We start from the raw sequence: 15,466 nt of genomic DNA, 5'->3' as shown, positions 1-15,466 counted from the left end.
GACGAGAAAAATGACAAGTATAAAGTTATGTGAAATATTGTATCTAAAGCAACTCAGAAAGCTAACTAAAATGGAGGCTGCTTTATTCATTTTTTTATTAATTTTAATTCCCAATGGATTAGCTAATGCTACCTTAAGGTTAAACAGCTTGGGTATTAAAGCAATGATGTGGGCTATCATATATGGAATCATTGGTTTTTTGATTCAATTTGGTATAAGTATATCGATTTCTAAAATGGAGGAAGTACGTTTTTTGTGGTCTATAGGAAAGGGAAATTGGTTTTTAACCCAATATACTATTGTAAAGAAAATTCCTTTTCTAATATTACTTTTATGGATCGTAGTTGGCCAGATCTTATGGGGTGTTCATCATAATTACATTTTTAGTATGGTTTCAGGATTGATCTTAGGTGTGCTTTTAGCAGAGATATTTTGGTATATAACGTTATTTAGAAAGTTCTCTGGCTATGCAATAAGCTTTTTCTTTCTATCACTGGTTGTAGTCTATTTCATATTGCCAATGTCTCTGTCAGTACGTATTTTGACTTGGATTTTGTTATGTATAAGCATGGGATATATAACTCTCTATTTTGCACAACGCTCTTGGTCTGTTTTTTTACAGTATCATGGTTCAAAAAAAGTTTTGGGACGACGTGGATGGCTATCTCAATGTCCACTCCTAAAAAAGGAATTGTTATTTATTATTAGGCCAGTTAACCTGTTTTCTTTTTTTATTTTAGCTTTGGGAATTGAAGTTTTAAACTCTTATATTATTAGAGAAAGCCCGTTTATTCTTTCAATCAGTAGCGCGATATTATCATGGTTTGCTGTTGATATCTGGGCTGTCAAGAGTCTTATTATAGAGGAAAAAGGACTACTAATATATAAAGCAACGTTATTTGCCTGGAAGAAGATGCTGCGCACTAAATGGTTAATTTTATGTGTTTTAAACATAGGGATTATTTTTATGCATCAGTGGTCTTGGGGGATTTATTTACAGATTAATCCAGTGATTTTATCAATCCAAACTATATGGAGTATATTCCTCTCAACTACTTTAATTAGTTTGGGCATGCCTTTGGGTTACAAATTTTTATCCATAGACTATTTAGGAAATTACCGTATCAAGTTTCTTGGGAGCTGGGTCATAGCAATGAGCATGCTATTACTATTGTATCTTCATCAATTTCATAAAGTATTATTTGTAGCTATATCAGTTATGATCTATACAAGATTTATACTTTTTTATAAAAAGGTATCTTAGGAGTGAGTCAACGATGACCCAAGAATATAAATCATCATTTTTACAACTGAATCAAGTTTCTTTCAGTTACGGCTCCAGAGAAATTATACATGGATTAAATTGGGATGTCCCAGACCACCAAATTACTGTGTTGCTAGGTCCTAATGGAGCGGGTAAATCAACTTTATTAAGTTTAATTGCTGGTCTCCATCAGGTACAAAAAGGTACAATTCGCTTCAATCAAACCATAATTGATTTTGAAAATCAAAACTATAAATCAATGGTAGGATATCTACAAGAATTCCCTTTTTATTATCCTGCACTTTCTGTATTGGAAATGATGCGACTTATTGGGGGGTTACGACAGGTACCGAAGGACCAACTCGAAATGCGCATCGCTAAATGGCTGGACAGATTCAAATTAGAAGATTATCAAAATATAAAAATGGAAGAGTTATCACAAGGAACTAAAAAGAGAGTTGCATTAGCTTCAATGCTCTTACATGAACCTAGAATTCTTATATTAGATGAACCGACTAACGGATTAGATCCTGATCAAGTGATGATTGTTAGAAGTACACTACGGGAGTATCTAGCAGAAGGCAGAGTTATATTGTTATCTACTCATATTATAGGATTAGCTGAGAAATTAGCAGACCAGGTTGCCATTCTTCGAAACGGTCGGATAACATATGCAGGAAGATCTACAATTGACCTTGAACGCCTATATATAGCACATCAACATGACTAGCTTATTAGTACCCCTGATTAAAATGTTTTCAAGGAATAGAGTAACAATGAAAAAACTTGGCTAACAGTGCTCCCTGTAATGTATTTAGAGAGCAGTCGCCAAGTTTTTTTCTTGCTATCCGTCCATTGTGAGATGACTATGGTTAACCTTTGTGAGCTGCCGTTGTTTTTCTGGTATCCTCATTCACCGAGCTCACGGCACAGCCTGGGCATGACTTGCTCGATGAACAGCCAGCACAGGCGCCTTGGCGGCTTTTTCGCAAAAATCTTACCAGCACCCATGCACTGTAACCGAGGATCACCAATAAAATAATGATATTGACCATGGAATCCACTTCCTTTTATATACTCTAGGGTCTGACTTAACTCCAACCTAATAATCTGCCACACTGATAGACCAAGACGGCGATGATATATGCCACGATCAAAGGATAGATCACAGAAAATGCGGTCCAGCGCCAGGAGAGTGTCTCCTTGCGAATAACCGCTACTGTAGCCAGACACGGCACATACAACAGAATGAACACCATAAAGCTAAATGAGGCAAGCGATGTAAAAGCATGACTGACTTGCAGTTCCAATCCCTGCATATCGGGAACATGATAAATGATATTCATCGTTGAGACGATAACCTCTTTGGCCATAAAGCCTGTAAGCAGAGACGCGCCTGCTTGCCAGGTGCCAAAACCAAGAGGGGCCAATAGAGGTGCAAACCATCCTCCAATCGTAGCGAGCAGGCTGTCATCCATTTCTACGCCAAAGCCCTGCGGACCGAAATTGGACAAGAGCCAGATGCCTACAGAGCCTGCAAGAATAATCGTTCCGGCTTTACGGACGAAGCCTTTGACCTTCTCCCATGTGCTGCGAAATAATGTAAGAGCCTGCGGCACCCGATAGGGAGGGAGCTCTACGATAAAGAGGGAGGGCTCACCTGATAAAATAGATACTTTGGAAAAAATTTTGGCAAGTATAAGCGATACCGTGATCCCTAACACATACATCAGCATGATAATGCTCGCCGCATGTGACGGGAAAAACACACCTGCAAACAACGCATAGACTGGCAAGCGGGCCGAGCATGACATAAAGGGTACCAGCAACGTTGTAATGAGGCGTTCTCTTGGTTGTTCAATGGTGCGTGCTGCCATAATAGCTGGCACATTACAGCCAAATCCGATGATGAAGGGAATGAAGCTTTTTCCGTTCAAGCCCACGGCTTGCATCAAGCGATCCATGAGTATCGTGACCCGTGCCATATACCCGGAGTCTTCGATTACCGAGATAATCAGAAATAAAATAGCAATTTGAGGCAGAAAAACAAGCACACCCCCGACCCCAGCCACGATGCCGTCCACGACTAGACTTTGCGTAAAAGCGGACGCGTCCAAGTGAACGAGTAATTCAGTAATCCAGCTGCTGAGTGTCCCTGAAAAAAATTCATCCAGCATATCTGAAAGAATGGTACCCGCCCAATCGAAGGTAAACTTAAAGGTAGCGTACATTAACAGTAAAAAGATCGGAATCCCCAAGTACCGATGAGTTAGCAGTGCATCCAGTTTATCAGTCAGGCTGTGCGGTCTGAGTTTGGATGTGTCAACTGCCTTGGTGCATAGCTCAGCAATCCATGCTGTTCTTACAGAACGAATATGTTGAGCAGGGGTGCTGGCATACCCTTCCCTGAGAAGCTCTTCCTCGCAGCGCTGGATGCGTGCAGTTACTTGTTCACGCAGTGTCTCATTCGTCATCCATTCCATGACGACCGGATTGTTTTCCAGACATTGCAGTGCAGCCCAGCGGAGCTGAGGCACAGATGTATGCGGCAGCAAGTTGCAAATATCCGCAATAGCAGCTTCGACAGCAGGACCGTAATCCAGTTGAAAAGCATTGGATGTATGTCTGACCTCTCGAAGGGAAGCAAGCATTTGCTTACTTCCACTACCTGTACGTGCCACCATCGGAATAATGGGAACGTTCAATTGATCAGCCAACAGTTCCTTGTTCACCCGAAGACCGGTGGCATCGGCTACATCGGTCATGTTTAAGCCAAGTACAAGCGGACGGCCGTATTCCAATAATTGTACGGTCAGATATAGATTGCGCTGGAGCTGGGAAGCATCCACGATGTTAATTAGCGCCGCAGGCGGTTCTTCCAGCAAATAACGGGTTGCGACGCCTTCATCCAGCGACAGAGGGAGTAAAGAGTAGGCACCCGGCAAATCCACCAATACGGCAGACTTGTCACGCAGGATTCCTGTTTTCTTTTCCACAGTGACGCCGGACCAGTTGCCTACTTCTGCATACGTACGAGTCAACTTGTTGAATAATGAGGTTTTTCCTGTATTGGGATTACCGAAAAGAGCGATCATGTCCATGTCGGAACGACCTCCAGTTGCTTCACTTGATTTTGGCGGAGGCCGACTAACTGGCCGTTGCATTCAATGACGATCGGGCCGCCCAATAAACTGATCTTTTTTAAGCGTATAATGGAGCCTTCGTTGATGCCCATGTCTGTTAAACGGCGGCGCAATGAGGGGTGAAGAGGGGCAAGAGATTGCAAACGCACAGTCTGACCTAATGGTGTACGAAGGAGTGAGATACATTCTGCCATGGTGCTCAGCCTTTCTGATCTAGAATGAGAATCAATATCATTTACTTCCGATGCCAGTACCATATCATGAGGAGTACTAGATTGCTGTGATAAAATTCTCTGCGAACGACATGTTTATGTATAGCCCTCTCTGTTATATAACAGATTAAGGTGTCGCAACCTGCCTTTAAATGCACTCATACCCGCCTGCAACCGACAAAACTAGAGCGTTTGGGGCAACTGTTTTTATGGTAAGATAGAGCTGTTTACAACTATGCTAAGAAGGGCAGGAACGCTCTGTATGAACAGAAAAATCGGGGTTAGGCTTGTAAAATGTCTGGTTGCAGGTGCAGCGCTGGCTGTGTTGCTGCCGCAGGCTGTAGAGTGGGGCAACAATGTGTATGCGGCGTCGGTCAAGCCGACTCCCTCCGTATCATCGCAGCAGCTTCAAAACAAGCTTTTACAGGCAATGGCTACGCGGAGTGAAACGCTGACCTTTACATATCAAGGGCGAGTGAACGGTCTCAAGCAGCAGTTACAGACAGCCATCCAACAGGCGATGGAGAGCGATCCGTATGTGAATTATACGATCAAAAGCTACGCATTCAGCTATACAGGCACAACCACCTCCGCCCAGGTTACGATTCGTTTAAGCTACCGGGAAACGAAGGAACAGACGGCATATGTGGATAGCACAGTGCAAGCTGTGCTGGGGGATATCATTACGAAGGGAATGACGGATCATGAAAAGGTGAAGGCCATCCATGATTGGATCGTCGTTCGCCTGAAGTATGATGAAGCACAGCAAAAGTACACAGCCTATGATGGTCTGAAAACGGGAAGCACGGTCTGCCAGGGTTATTCGCTGTTGGCTTATAAAATGCTCGAACGAGCAGGGATTACAAATCGGATTGTGGAAGGTAGAGCAGGAGGGCAGTTGCATGCATGGAATCTTGTTTTATTAGATGGCCGATGGTATCACATGGATACGACGTGGGATGACCCTACCCCCGATCGCGCGAACGAGGTAAGCACTTCATATTATCTGCTGACGGATTCAGAAATGCGACGGGATCACTCGTGGGTGAAACAGTACCCTCAGGCGAACACATCGTACCGCGAAACGTTATCGGCATTGATAGCTGCCGGAGGAGCAAAGGCTGCCGTGTATCAAAAACTGTACAATAACCTGGAATATCCATTGCAAGACGGCAAGGGACTGGTTAAATCATCAGCTGACATCAAGGAACAGGTTCGGAAGATGATAACTAAGGGAGAAACGTCACTTACTTTTGGCTATCAAGGGACGGAACGAAGTCTTAAGGAGGATTTACAGTCCTTGTATCAACTCGACTTGAAATCCATTTCCTATCAGATTACGGATCTCGGAAGTACCGGCAATCTTCGGGTAACCCTGAAATGGACTTAATTATTCGGCTGTAAAAAAGCCACCTTATCAAAGGAGTATTCTAATTTATATGCACAAGCGTTCCTTTACCTATTTGCTTGGCACGCAGACGATGTCCAATGCGGCCGACATTCTTTACATTATGGCACTTGTGTCTTTGGTCTTTCATGAAACAGACTCGATCTTCTCTTCGGTGCTCGTTCCGTTGCTGCGGATGGGGGCGCAGATGATCAGCGGCTTTTTAGCACCGCTCATTTTGGCCCGATTCCAGCTTCCTTTTATTTTATTCGTTTCCCAGTTTGGACAACTGGCTTTCTTCGCTATTCTGCTGGGACACTTATGGTCAGCGGGCACAGAGCCCGTATGGGTAATTGTGTTCGCGTTGGTGGCAGCCATGTCCTTTCTGGACGGCTGGACTACACCTGCGCGCAATGCACTGATTCCCCGCCTTGCTTCTGGGGAAGGACTCATGCGGGCAAACAGTCTGGTATCGGTCAGTGATCAGACGGTGCAATTAGCAGGGTGGGGGCTTAGTGGTGTGCTCGTAGCTATGCTGGGCTCGGAAAAAACATTGCTGGTGGCTGGCGGTCTGTATTTGATAGCGCTGATCTTCACCAGCTTGATTCGAGATCCCCTAGAGGGCAAAGCTCATTATTTGCTTCAGCCTGGAACAAGGGTACAAAATGGGGATGTCTTGGCTTCTGAGATTGTAACCGAGCCGGGACAAGGGCAACATGACTTGCCTCCAGCGCAGTTGGAAGATAAGCTGTATGGTCCGGAATCAGAGAGCCCAGCGGTGCCTCCTAAACGTAAAAAAGAAATACTGCGTGAAGGCTGGAGTCTCATCGGAGCCAGTCACAGACTGAAGGCTCTTATTTTTATGGATATGATTGACCTGCTGGGGGGATCGGTTTGGGTAGGCGCGTTCACGCTTGCCTTCGCTCAGCAGGTTTTGCACAAGAGCGAGGCATGGTGGGGATACATTAATGCGGCGTATTTTGCAGGTGCGATTGGTGGTGGCATCGTAGTCCTTGCCTGTGTCAAGCATTTGCAGCGCAGACTGCTGCCCGCTATGCTGGCAGGGATGGCAGGCTACGGGCTGCTGACGGCTTGGTATGCACTGAACACATTACCGCCGCTAACGCTGCTTATCGTGCTGTTGATGGGACTACCTGCGGAAATGTCGGTCGTCTCCCGCCGCACGATGATGCAAATGAGTGTGTCAGTACATGATTTGCCCAAGGTGCTGTCCGCCCAGGCTACGCTGACAAGCCTGACGTTTTGTATTTCGCTGCTTTTAATGGGCTGGATTGCAGATCATCTGGGTATCGTTAATTTGTACTTGTTTTCAGCAGTGCTAACGATGATTGCTGTCATATACGGTATTTTTAGTCGTCGTGCCTTATCTATGTCTTTATCAGCTGAAGTAGCTACTTCTTCCAAATAAACAGAAAAAGAAAAAGCCCGTCTCCGGGCATATACAGGGGAACATGCGGATAATGGTCTTGGGACCAGGTGTACCAGCGTGTTTTCCCTGATATGTGGAGACGGGCTTTTATCACTATGTTCTATTATTTATCCGAAGACGGATTTGAACTCAAATCACATTCTTTTAGCGGAACGATTTTAGTACGTTTGATCCATTTGTAGCCAAGCCACAGCAGAAGGAACAGCGGCACACTCATATACGTAGCGATCATCGTTTTCCAGTCAATCTCCTGTCCAGTGAAGGCATCCGTCCCTTGCCCGATAATGACAATGATACATAGAGCAAAGGCAAACAACGGTCCGAACGGGAACCAGCGGGCTTTGTAGGGAAGCTCACTCAGACTGTGACCCTGTGCAGTAAAGGCACGGCGGAAACGATAGTGGCTGACGGCAATACCGACCCACGTAATAAATCCGCACATTCCAGAGGCATTGAGAAGCCAGTTATAGACTACACCGTCTCCGTACAAGGAGGCGAGAAAAGCAAGCATACCAACAGCAGTCGTGATCAAAAGTGCATTCATAGGAATACCACGTCGATTGATACGCCCAAGGAAACGGGGAGCCTTGCCTTCCCGCGCCAAAGCGTACAGTACCCGAGTCGCTGCATACATACCCGAGTTGCCTGCTGACAGTACGGAAGTCAAAATAACGGCATTCATGACCGAGGCAGCAATGGCAAGCCCTGCTTTTTCAAATACGAGCGTGAACGGACTGACTCCGATATCACTGATATCTCCCCGCAGCAGATTCGGATTCGTATATGGAATGATCAAACCAATAACGAGAATCGCGAGAATATAAAAGAACAAGATACGCCAGAAGATTTGACGGATGGCACGTGGCACATTGTCACGCGGATTTTCGCTTTCGCCAGCGGCTACCCCAATCAGCTCGGTTCCCTGAAAGGAAAAGCCCGCAGCCATAAATACGCCCAATACAGCGAAGAATCCACCATGGAACGGGGCATCTCCTACCGTGAAGTTGGCAAAGCCAACCGCAGGACCACCCATGATGCCGAAAATCATCAGCACCCCTACGGCCAAAAAGATGATTACAGTCACAATTTTAATCATCGCAAACCAGTATTCGGACTCACCGTAGCCTTTGACCGTCAATGCATTCAGCAAGAAGATTATGGCCAAGAATAACAGACTCCACCAGGCAGAGTGGCTTTCCGGGAACCAGTATTTGATTAGCACGGTCGCTGCTGCCAATTCGGCAGCAATTGTCACTGCCCAGTTGTACCAGAAGTTCCAGCCCATGGCAAAACCAAAAGCCGGATCGACGAAGCGACCTGCATAGGTATTAAAAGAGCCGGATTCAGGCATAAACGTAGCCAGCTCACCGAGGCTGGTCATTAAGAAGTAGACCATGAGGCCAACTGCTGCATAAGCCAGCAGGGCACCGCCGGGTCCAGCTTCGGCGACCGCGCCTCCACTGGCGAGGAATAGCCCTGTTCCGATAGAGCCGCCGAGGGCGATCATCGTCATATGACGGGCTTTGAGACTTTTACGCAAGGTTGCGTCAGATGTTGCTTTGTGTTGCACGTTCAAACACTCCTTCATGAAATTGTATTTCATGTCAGGGCAAGAGCCAGAAGGAGGGGGAGTATAAATCAAAAGACCGCAGGGAATACGCCTGCGGTCTTGTCTATGCATTCCGCACCATACCTTCTTCTATAACAAGATAGCTCAACACACGTGTCTGTGTTAGGACATCGCGTGACAGTTCTGCTCCTTTCGGTTAGCAGCCCCAGCATACGGAGTATTTACAAAGAGTCAGCTCCGCATACTTCGGCGGGTGTACCTTTCTACTGGAATCTCAGACGGCTCTTGGCGTCTCCTCCAGTGTACTGATTACATCCGCGACCTCTACCTCATCATAAAACAGGTTGATGAGGTGTATGACATGATATTTTATTGTATAGCGAACTACAGTATATCGTACCTGTACACCTTCTGACAATCGACAATTTTTTGAAAATCCACTTATCGATTCTTAAATCAAGAGTTCCGCTTGGCCATCTGCTGCCAAACCGTACCTGCGGCTTGTTCACCTGATTCGATGCGCTCCAGTGCCATTTTAGCTTGCAGACTGACCTCAAATTCGGGGTCATCGACGGCCTTCTCCAGCGCATCACGCGCATCCTCGGTTCCAACCTCGTATAGAAAACGGGCTGCACGCCAGCGAACCAGCTTGCTGCTGTCCGACAGGGCTCCGATCATAGCGCTGGTAGCGACGGGATCGCCAATGTCCGACAACGTGTCGCCAGCAGTGCGGCGTACTGCCGCTGAAGGATCGCGCAGCGCCTCGAACAGCAGTTCCATCGCCTCCGGTGAGCGAATATCGCCCAGATAGACGACTCCCAGCCGCCGTAGCTGCATTTTGTCGTCATGTAGCGCTTGCCGGATCAGCGGCAAATGCTCAGGCGTCGGCTCCAGCCGATCCAGCGCAGCATAGCGTGTGCGCCAGTCCTCGTGTTGGAGGGCCTGCTTCAGCTCGGCATCGCTCCACTCGCGGCGTTCCTCTACGAATTCGCTGTTGTCCGCGCCGTGGGCAATCGCCTGCTGGATAATTTGTTCCAGCCGTTCCTGCGGAAAGGCTGCCTCTAATTCCTGCTCAACCTCGCGGGCAATATCCGGCAGCTCACCGTAGCGGACGCCGTAATCGCTCAGCTTGCGTTCCTTGATCAGTGTTGCACTTGCCACGCGGGTAACGGCTTGCACGAAGCGGTCGGACAAGGAAATTCGTTCCTCCTGCTGTCCTGCCTTAACCCGAATTTGCATGGGAAGACCGCGGAAAAATTGTACAAAAACCTGTGCTTCGCCAAACGCTTCCCCAGAGGTTTCCTCCGGTAAATCCCAGTTTGCGTCAGCACCTTCCTCGCCTAGCTGATCCCGGACTTGGCCCAGAATAGTAGACCAATCCGCATTTCCTTTACGGTCAAGGGCTACAAAATCGGTCGTGTGAAACACGCTTTTGACCCCTTCAATCGCCAGCATACGCCGGATAAATGGGGGAGCGGAACGTTCATTGTCCCGTGTATATGTTCTGCGGATACCTGCTTCCAGTCGCTCATCCAGATGCAGCATCATGGTGTTCGGACTGGGAGTTGGCTCGATAGATGTTATCTTCATAGCTCGGTACAGCCTCCTGTTCAAAAGTTCTCCATATATCATATATAGCTTATCTGTATTGTACCTCATTCTGTGTATGTCTCCAAAGAGAGAGTTTTTATTTACGAAGAAAATACAATGACATATATCACATTATTGATATAAGCATACCTGATGGATATGGAGGTTGTTTGAATAAAAACAGCTATATGGGCCGAACTCAAAAAAGTCACAGGGAAACGGAGTAGGCAGGATGGTGCTGTCTATGCATTCCGCTTCAACGAATCGTTTTGCTTCTGATGGATCAGGAGAGAAGCGATAAATCCCACAGATAGAACTGCCGCCAGCAGCATAAACGTAGTCATCTGATTGCCGCCATTTCCCATCAAACGAATGGAAAGCATAGGTGCTAGACTCGTACCAGCAAACAGAATGAAGGTATACAGTGAGACGGCTATGGCCCTTGCTGTACCGCTGAGCTGGCCAACCATTGTAATGAGTGAAGGGACACTTAGGGCAATGCCGCTAACAAAACATACACTTAATACCACGATAGCTATTAGAGAATGCGCCATTCCCATCAGCGCCAAGCTGAGAATGGAAAGAAGAAGAGCTGTACGTAGTAAAAGGTGAACACCGAACTTCAGGGCCAGTTTTCCGGCGAACGGTGAGAGAAGCATGCCGATGATGCCAGCGGATCTGACGTATAGCATCTGTCTGCTATTCAGACCAAATTCGGGACTGCCAAGGTAGCTTCCCAAAACCGTATACATGCTCACAAAGGACATCAGAAGAACAAAAGCGATTGTGTAGCTTAACCATAAAGGATACGAACGCAGAACGCTCCCCAACTGGCCGAAGGCTGCCCAAATGCGAACCCCTCGTTGCGGAGAGGGAGCTTTAGGCAGGAAAAAAAGAACGATCAGGAAGGTGATGGCGTACAAAACACCTAGCATCCGAAATACCATATTCCATCCGATTTGTTCGCTAATGACAATACTAAATACCTGTCCGGTAATACCTGCCACGAGAAAGCCAGTGCTGATAAAGCCGATAGCTGTTACCCGTTTTTCAGTCGGAAACATATCTACGGCATATGCGAGAGCAACGGGGGAAAAGGTGGCTGCCGCCAAACCCTGAAGCAAGCGTAGTGCAACTAATACGGAATACTGACTGGTTAAGCTGAGGGAAAACGATAGAATTGTCAATGCGAGCAGTCCAGCGACGATAACCTGCTTGCGTCCAAAGCGATCAGACAATCCTCCATAAATAAGACATCCCACCGCAAAGCCTAAGGAAAAGATACTTCCCGGCAGAGCTGCTTCAGCTAGTGTTTTTCCAAATACTTTAGCGAAGAGAGGGACCAAAGGGATCGTTACGTACAGGCTGGACATCACGGCAACCGCTGACCAGCATAGGATTACAATCATCCATGTATAAGGGAGAGCAACATTTTCCTTCTGTATAACGCTATCATTTGTTCGTAATTTACTCATCAGTAGAACACTCCTTCATCAAATAAGTAGTTTGAGATACAAACAATTAAATATATTAGATAACCTAATTATATGTTTAAAAAAAATTATCTGCCCACCCCCAGTTTATCTTCCATATGATGATGAATTTTTTCTATAATTCGCAAAAAAACGATCTGCTCCTCGGGCTCCAAAATACTTGCTAGGGAAGCACAGGAAGACCAAAATACAGGAAGCACTTGCTGTACAAGGTGAGATCCCGCTTCTGTAATGCGTACATGAATTTTTCGCCGATCTATAGAACTATGTTCTCTGATAATCCAGCCTCGTTGCTCTGTCCAGTCCAGGAGAGATGTAACAGATGCACGACGAATTCCCAGACGGTCGGCAATCATAGAGGGGCTCATCTGAGCTTGGGATTGGTGCAGTGTCAACAGCAACAATAAATCTAGCTTACTCTCTGTCAGGCCGTAAGCAGCCAGATCCAAATCTATTGCGTCGAGCGTATTATCACTGGTCCATAGCAAGAAGAGACCAATACGGGCAAGTTGCCGATCCGTTTCTGCAAGGGCAGTTTGATCCATTAACTCCAGATAAGGTTCTGGTCCCAGACGAGGAAGAGGCTGCTGGATGGTGTCCCGCTTACTTTGTTTTGGCGGCATAAGTTCACTCTTTTCATATAATTAGGTTATCTAACTATCACTAATATAACGTATTGCCATGCAAAAGACAATATCTAGCAAGAAATACTGCTACATTCCATACAGAAGCAGGGTTAAAAATCAGTTGAATGAACCAAACTGTGAGTAGGTTACCAAATTGCGCCAATAGATAAGTGAAGGAGGCGTTCCTATGTTCCGCAAGCAGGAAAGAACGCTCATTATTGTATGTATAGTAATTGCGGCCATTATGCTATATGCCGTAATTAAAAGCATAGCTCGCTTGACTCCCTAGTTGGTAATCAAGAGTAATTTCGAAGTTTTCCCTATTAAAAATGTGAAATGAAGGAGTGAAACCCATTTGTCTTCACTGGACCCTGTATTGCTAAGCCGGATGCTGACCGGGATTACCCTGTTTGTTCATATCGTATTTGCATCCATCGGCGTTGGTGTACCTTTAATGATTGCACTTGCAGAATGGCGCGGGCTGCGAACCGGTGATCCGCATTATACACTACTGGCCCGGAGATGGGCGCGAGGGTTTGTCATCACTGTTGCCGTGGGTGTCGTTACAGGCACCTCCATTGGGCTGCAGCTCAGCTTGCTTTGGCCTACCTTTATGCGGGTGGCTGGACAAGCGATTGCATTGCCCCTATTTTTAGAGACGTTTGCTTTTTTTATCGAAGCAATATTCCTAGGCATCTACTTGTATACTTGGGATCGGTTTAAAAGTAAATATTTTCACTTAATGCTGCTCATCCCGGTAGCGATTGCCTCGTCTGCATCAGCGGTTTTTATTACGACTGTGAACTCGTTCATGAACCAACCTCAAGGTTTTACACTCAAAAATGGAGTCATGACCAATATTCATCCCATCGAGGCTATGCTAAACCCGGCCACGCCGACCAAAGTGTCTCATGTACTGGCTTCCTCGTATACATTGAGCGCAGGGGTGCTGATGGGGCTGGCTGCTTACAGCATGCTGCGAGGGCGTAACCACCCTTATTTTAAAAAGGCGCTGAAGCTGACGGCCACCTGTACCATTGTGTTTGCCATCAGTACAGTGATGATTGGAGACGCATCAGGTAAATTTCTGGCCAAATATCAGCCGGAGAAGCTGGCTGCCGCCGAATGGCATTTTGATACGATGACGCACGCCCCCTTTGTATATGGTGGCTTTATGGATGAAAACGGTGAAATCAAATATGCCTTGAAAGTGCCTTATGCACTTAGTGTGTTGGCCGGAAATTTGCCTAGTACGGAGGTTAAGGGGTTAAATGACTATCCGGTGGAGGAGCGTCCGCCGCTGTCTATTCATTATATGTTTGACCTCAAGATCACCACAGGAGTGCTGATTCTCGTCATCCCACTGCTATATCTGATCCGCAAGCGTTTGCCAGGTCGCAAACCCTACCCCAGATGGCTGCTGTTAGCGCTCATTCTGGTCGGACCGATGGCGATGGTAGCTATTGAGCTGGGCTGGATGTTTGCGGAGGTCGGCAGACAGCCGTGGATTTTACGCGGATATATGAAGGTGTCCGAAGCAGCAACTACTTCTACAAGTGTTGGGTGGATGCTAGTGTTGTTTGTTATTTTGTATCTGGTGTTGTGCTTCTCGGCCATCAAGGTACTCAGCAAACTATTCCGTAATAAGGATGCCGTGGAAGAGATAAGACAGCTGGGCCTGGAAGGGGCTGAAGGCAAGTGAACTATGAAATTGTAGGCATCGCCATTTTGTGGACCTTCCTGTTTGGATATTTGCTTGTGGCATCCATTGATTTTGGTGCAGGCTTTTTCAGCTTTTACAGTGTGCTGACAGGCCACCAGAACAAAATCCACAATATCATTCAACGGTATCTGTCTCCAGTATGGGAGGTTACGAACGTATTTCTCATCTTTTTTGTGGTGGGATTGAACGGTTTTTTCCCGGATGCAGCTTATTACTATGGGACGGCGTTACTCGTTCCCGGTAGTATTGCAATCGTGCTGCTCGCAATCCGGGGAGTATATTATGCTTACAATACGTATGGGCATTCGGGTAAAAATAATATCGTCTACATGGCGTTGTACGGTGCGACTGGATTACTGATTCCCGCGGCACTGTCGACGGTCCTCGCTATTTCGGAAGGCGGCATTATTTTGGAAAATAGCACAGGTGTTCATCTCCAATGGGGTCAGCTACTAAGCAATCCTTACACGTGGGCGGTTATTATTCTGGCGCTGGTGAGTGTATTGTATATATCGGCGATGTTTTTGTGCTTTTATGCCAAAAGGGCAGGGGACAAGGTCGCTTTCGAAATTGTACGAGGGTACGCGTTGCTCTGGAGTGCTCCTACGATTTTGGCGAGTTTGTTCGCATTTTTTCAGATTAACAAACAAAATCCGGACCATTTTGCCAATATGCTCAGTATGGCCTGGATGTTTGTCGCATCCTTCATATGCTTTGTGGGGGCAGTTTATCTGGTCTGGCAGCGGCGCCATTTGGGTATTTCCTTTATCCTGGTGATGCTGCAATTTGCATTTGCCTGGTATGGCTATGGCCGGTCACATCTTCCGTATGTTCTGTATCCCTACATTAATGTATATGACAGCTTTACGAACTCTACGATGGCATATGCATTGATTACGGCGTTTGTTGCGGGTCTGCTAGTGCTGATTCCTTCGCTGATCCTGATATTGAGATTGTTCCTGTTCGATGCAAAGTATGTAAGAGGACAAGCGGGGAAGAAAGGGTGAG

The 15,466-nt window shown here is 46.5% G+C and carries 13 protein-coding genes and 1 riboswitch; of the genes, 6 read left to right on the top strand and 7 right to left on the bottom strand.

What is annotated here, in order from left to right; genetic code table 11:
* The first annotated feature begins 10 nt into the window (after nt 1–10).
* Nucleotides 11–1,264, top strand: coding sequence for a hypothetical protein (locus ACU1JV_RS19150; RefSeq protein WP_064963559.1), 1,254 nt, complete (start codon nt 11–13; stop codon nt 1,262–1,264).
* Nucleotides 1,265–1,277: 13 nt separating this feature from the next.
* Nucleotides 1,278–1,994: an ABC transporter ATP-binding protein gene (locus ACU1JV_RS19145; RefSeq protein WP_064963558.1), complete on the top strand. Its 717-nt coding sequence runs from the start codon at nt 1,278–1,280 to the stop codon at nt 1,992–1,994.
* A 142-nt stretch (nt 1,995–2,136) separates the two neighbouring features.
* On the opposite strand, the gene ACU1JV_RS19140 is transcribed toward ACU1JV_RS19145, so the two are convergent.
* Genes ACU1JV_RS19140 through ACU1JV_RS19130 form a run of 3 tightly spaced genes read right to left on the bottom strand, consistent with a single transcriptional unit; the run spans nt 2,137 to nt 4,601 of the window.
* The gene (locus ACU1JV_RS19140; protein WP_013373081.1) at nt 2,137–2,319 is read right to left on the bottom strand and encodes a FeoB-associated Cys-rich membrane protein; all 183 of its coding nucleotides are present in this window, start codon (nt 2,317–2,319) and stop codon (nt 2,137–2,139) included.
* Nucleotides 2,320–2,355: 36 nt separating this feature from the next.
* Entirely contained in the window at nt 2,356–4,365 is a 2,010-nt protein-coding gene (feoB, locus tag ACU1JV_RS19135; protein WP_413987009.1) for a ferrous iron transport protein B, read from the bottom strand.
* Nucleotides 4,356–4,601 (bottom strand): FeoA family protein, encoded by a 246-nt coding sequence (locus ACU1JV_RS19130; RefSeq protein WP_080567882.1) that lies wholly within the window; start codon nt 4,599–4,601, stop codon nt 4,356–4,358. Before ACU1JV_RS19130 ends, feoB begins: the two co-directional genes overlap by 10 nt.
* A 280-nt stretch (nt 4,602–4,881) precedes the next feature.
* Between ACU1JV_RS19130 and ACU1JV_RS19125 the strand changes: the two genes are divergently transcribed.
* Together ACU1JV_RS19125 and ACU1JV_RS19120 are read left to right on the top strand one after the other, a co-directional pair.
* Nucleotides 4,882–6,009 carry a transglutaminase domain-containing protein gene (locus tag ACU1JV_RS19125; RefSeq protein ID WP_025674823.1) on the top strand — a complete coding sequence of 376 codons (1,128 nt, stop codon included), beginning with the start codon at nt 4,882–4,884 and terminating at the stop codon, nt 6,007–6,009.
* Between the two features lie 49 nt (nt 6,010–6,058).
* Complete coding sequence (locus ACU1JV_RS19120) at nt 6,059–7,435, top strand: MFS transporter (protein ID WP_413987008.1); 1,377 nt, start codon at nt 6,059–6,061, stop codon at nt 7,433–7,435.
* Between the two features lie 124 nt (nt 7,436–7,559).
* Here the strand turns inward: ACU1JV_RS19120 and ACU1JV_RS19115 are convergent, their stop codons facing one another.
* The 4 genes from ACU1JV_RS19115 to ACU1JV_RS19100 form a co-directional block, all read right to left on the bottom strand.
* Nucleotides 7,560–9,026: an amino acid permease gene (locus ACU1JV_RS19115; RefSeq protein WP_013373076.1), complete on the bottom strand. Its 1,467-nt coding sequence runs from the start codon at nt 9,024–9,026 to the stop codon at nt 7,560–7,562.
* A gap of 132 nt (nt 9,027–9,158) precedes the next feature.
* Nucleotides 9,159–9,361: riboswitch (Lysine riboswitch) on the bottom strand.
* A gap of 121 nt (nt 9,362–9,482) precedes the next feature.
* The gene (locus tag ACU1JV_RS19110) at nt 9,483–10,616 is read right to left on the bottom strand and encodes a virulence factor (protein ID WP_025674828.1); all 1,134 of its coding nucleotides are present in this window, start codon (nt 10,614–10,616) and stop codon (nt 9,483–9,485) included.
* Between the two features lie 242 nt (nt 10,617–10,858).
* Nucleotides 10,859–12,091, bottom strand: coding sequence for an MFS transporter (locus ACU1JV_RS19105; RefSeq protein ID WP_413987007.1), 1,233 nt, complete (start codon nt 12,089–12,091; stop codon nt 10,859–10,861).
* 86 nt (nt 12,092–12,177) lie between these two features.
* Nucleotides 12,178–12,732, bottom strand: a complete 555-nt coding sequence (locus tag ACU1JV_RS19100; protein WP_058710434.1) for a MarR family winged helix-turn-helix transcriptional regulator — start codon at nt 12,730–12,732, stop codon at nt 12,178–12,180.
* Between the two features lie 358 nt (nt 12,733–13,090).
* Between ACU1JV_RS19100 and ACU1JV_RS19095 the strand changes: the two genes are divergently transcribed.
* Both ACU1JV_RS19095 and ACU1JV_RS19090 read left to right on the top strand, forming a co-directional pair.
* Entirely contained in the window at nt 13,091–14,437 is a 1,347-nt protein-coding gene (locus ACU1JV_RS19095; RefSeq protein WP_013373071.1) for a cytochrome ubiquinol oxidase subunit I, read from the top strand.
* Nucleotides 14,434–15,465: a cytochrome d ubiquinol oxidase subunit II gene (locus ACU1JV_RS19090; RefSeq protein WP_090738223.1), complete on the top strand. Its 1,032-nt coding sequence runs from the start codon at nt 14,434–14,436 to the stop codon at nt 15,463–15,465. Before ACU1JV_RS19095 ends, ACU1JV_RS19090 begins: the two co-directional genes overlap by 4 nt.
* Nucleotide 15,466 lies beyond the last annotated feature (1 nt).

The organism is Paenibacillus sp. T2-29, assembly GCF_052921365.1.
Note: the sequence above shows the minus strand (reverse complement) of the source record. Positions and strands in the feature narration are given on the sequence as shown.

What these genes read in the sequence shown, in the direction of transcription:
- ACU1JV_RS19140 (WP_013373081.1), bottom strand. Translation starts at nt 2,319, where the DNA reads ATGGTCAATATCATTATTTTATTGGTGATCCTCGGTTACAGTGCATGG.
- ACU1JV_RS19100 (WP_058710434.1), bottom strand. Translation starts at nt 12,732, where the DNA reads ATGCCGCCAAAACAAAGTAAGCGGGACACCATCCAGCAGCCTCTTCCT.
- ACU1JV_RS19130 (WP_080567882.1), bottom strand. Translation starts at nt 4,601, where the DNA reads ATGGCAGAATGTATCTCACTCCTTCGTACACCATTAGGTCAGACTGTG.
- feoB (WP_413987009.1), bottom strand. Translation starts at nt 4,365, where the DNA reads ATGGACATGATCGCTCTTTTCGGTAATCCCAATACAGGAAAAACCTCA.
- ACU1JV_RS19125 (WP_025674823.1), top strand. Translation starts at nt 4,882, where the DNA reads ATGAACAGAAAAATCGGGGTTAGGCTTGTAAAATGTCTGGTTGCAGGT.
- ACU1JV_RS19150 (WP_064963559.1), top strand. Translation starts at nt 11, where the DNA reads ATGACAAGTATAAAGTTATGTGAAATATTGTATCTAAAGCAACTCAGA.
- ACU1JV_RS19145 (WP_064963558.1), top strand. Translation starts at nt 1,278, where the DNA reads ATGACCCAAGAATATAAATCATCATTTTTACAACTGAATCAAGTTTCT.
- ACU1JV_RS19110 (WP_025674828.1), bottom strand. Translation starts at nt 10,616, where the DNA reads ATGAAGATAACATCTATCGAGCCAACTCCCAGTCCGAACACCATGATG.
- ACU1JV_RS19105 (WP_413987007.1), bottom strand. Translation starts at nt 12,091, where the DNA reads ATGAGTAAATTACGAACAAATGATAGCGTTATACAGAAGGAAAATGTT.
- ACU1JV_RS19120 (WP_413987008.1), top strand. Translation starts at nt 6,059, where the DNA reads ATGCACAAGCGTTCCTTTACCTATTTGCTTGGCACGCAGACGATGTCC.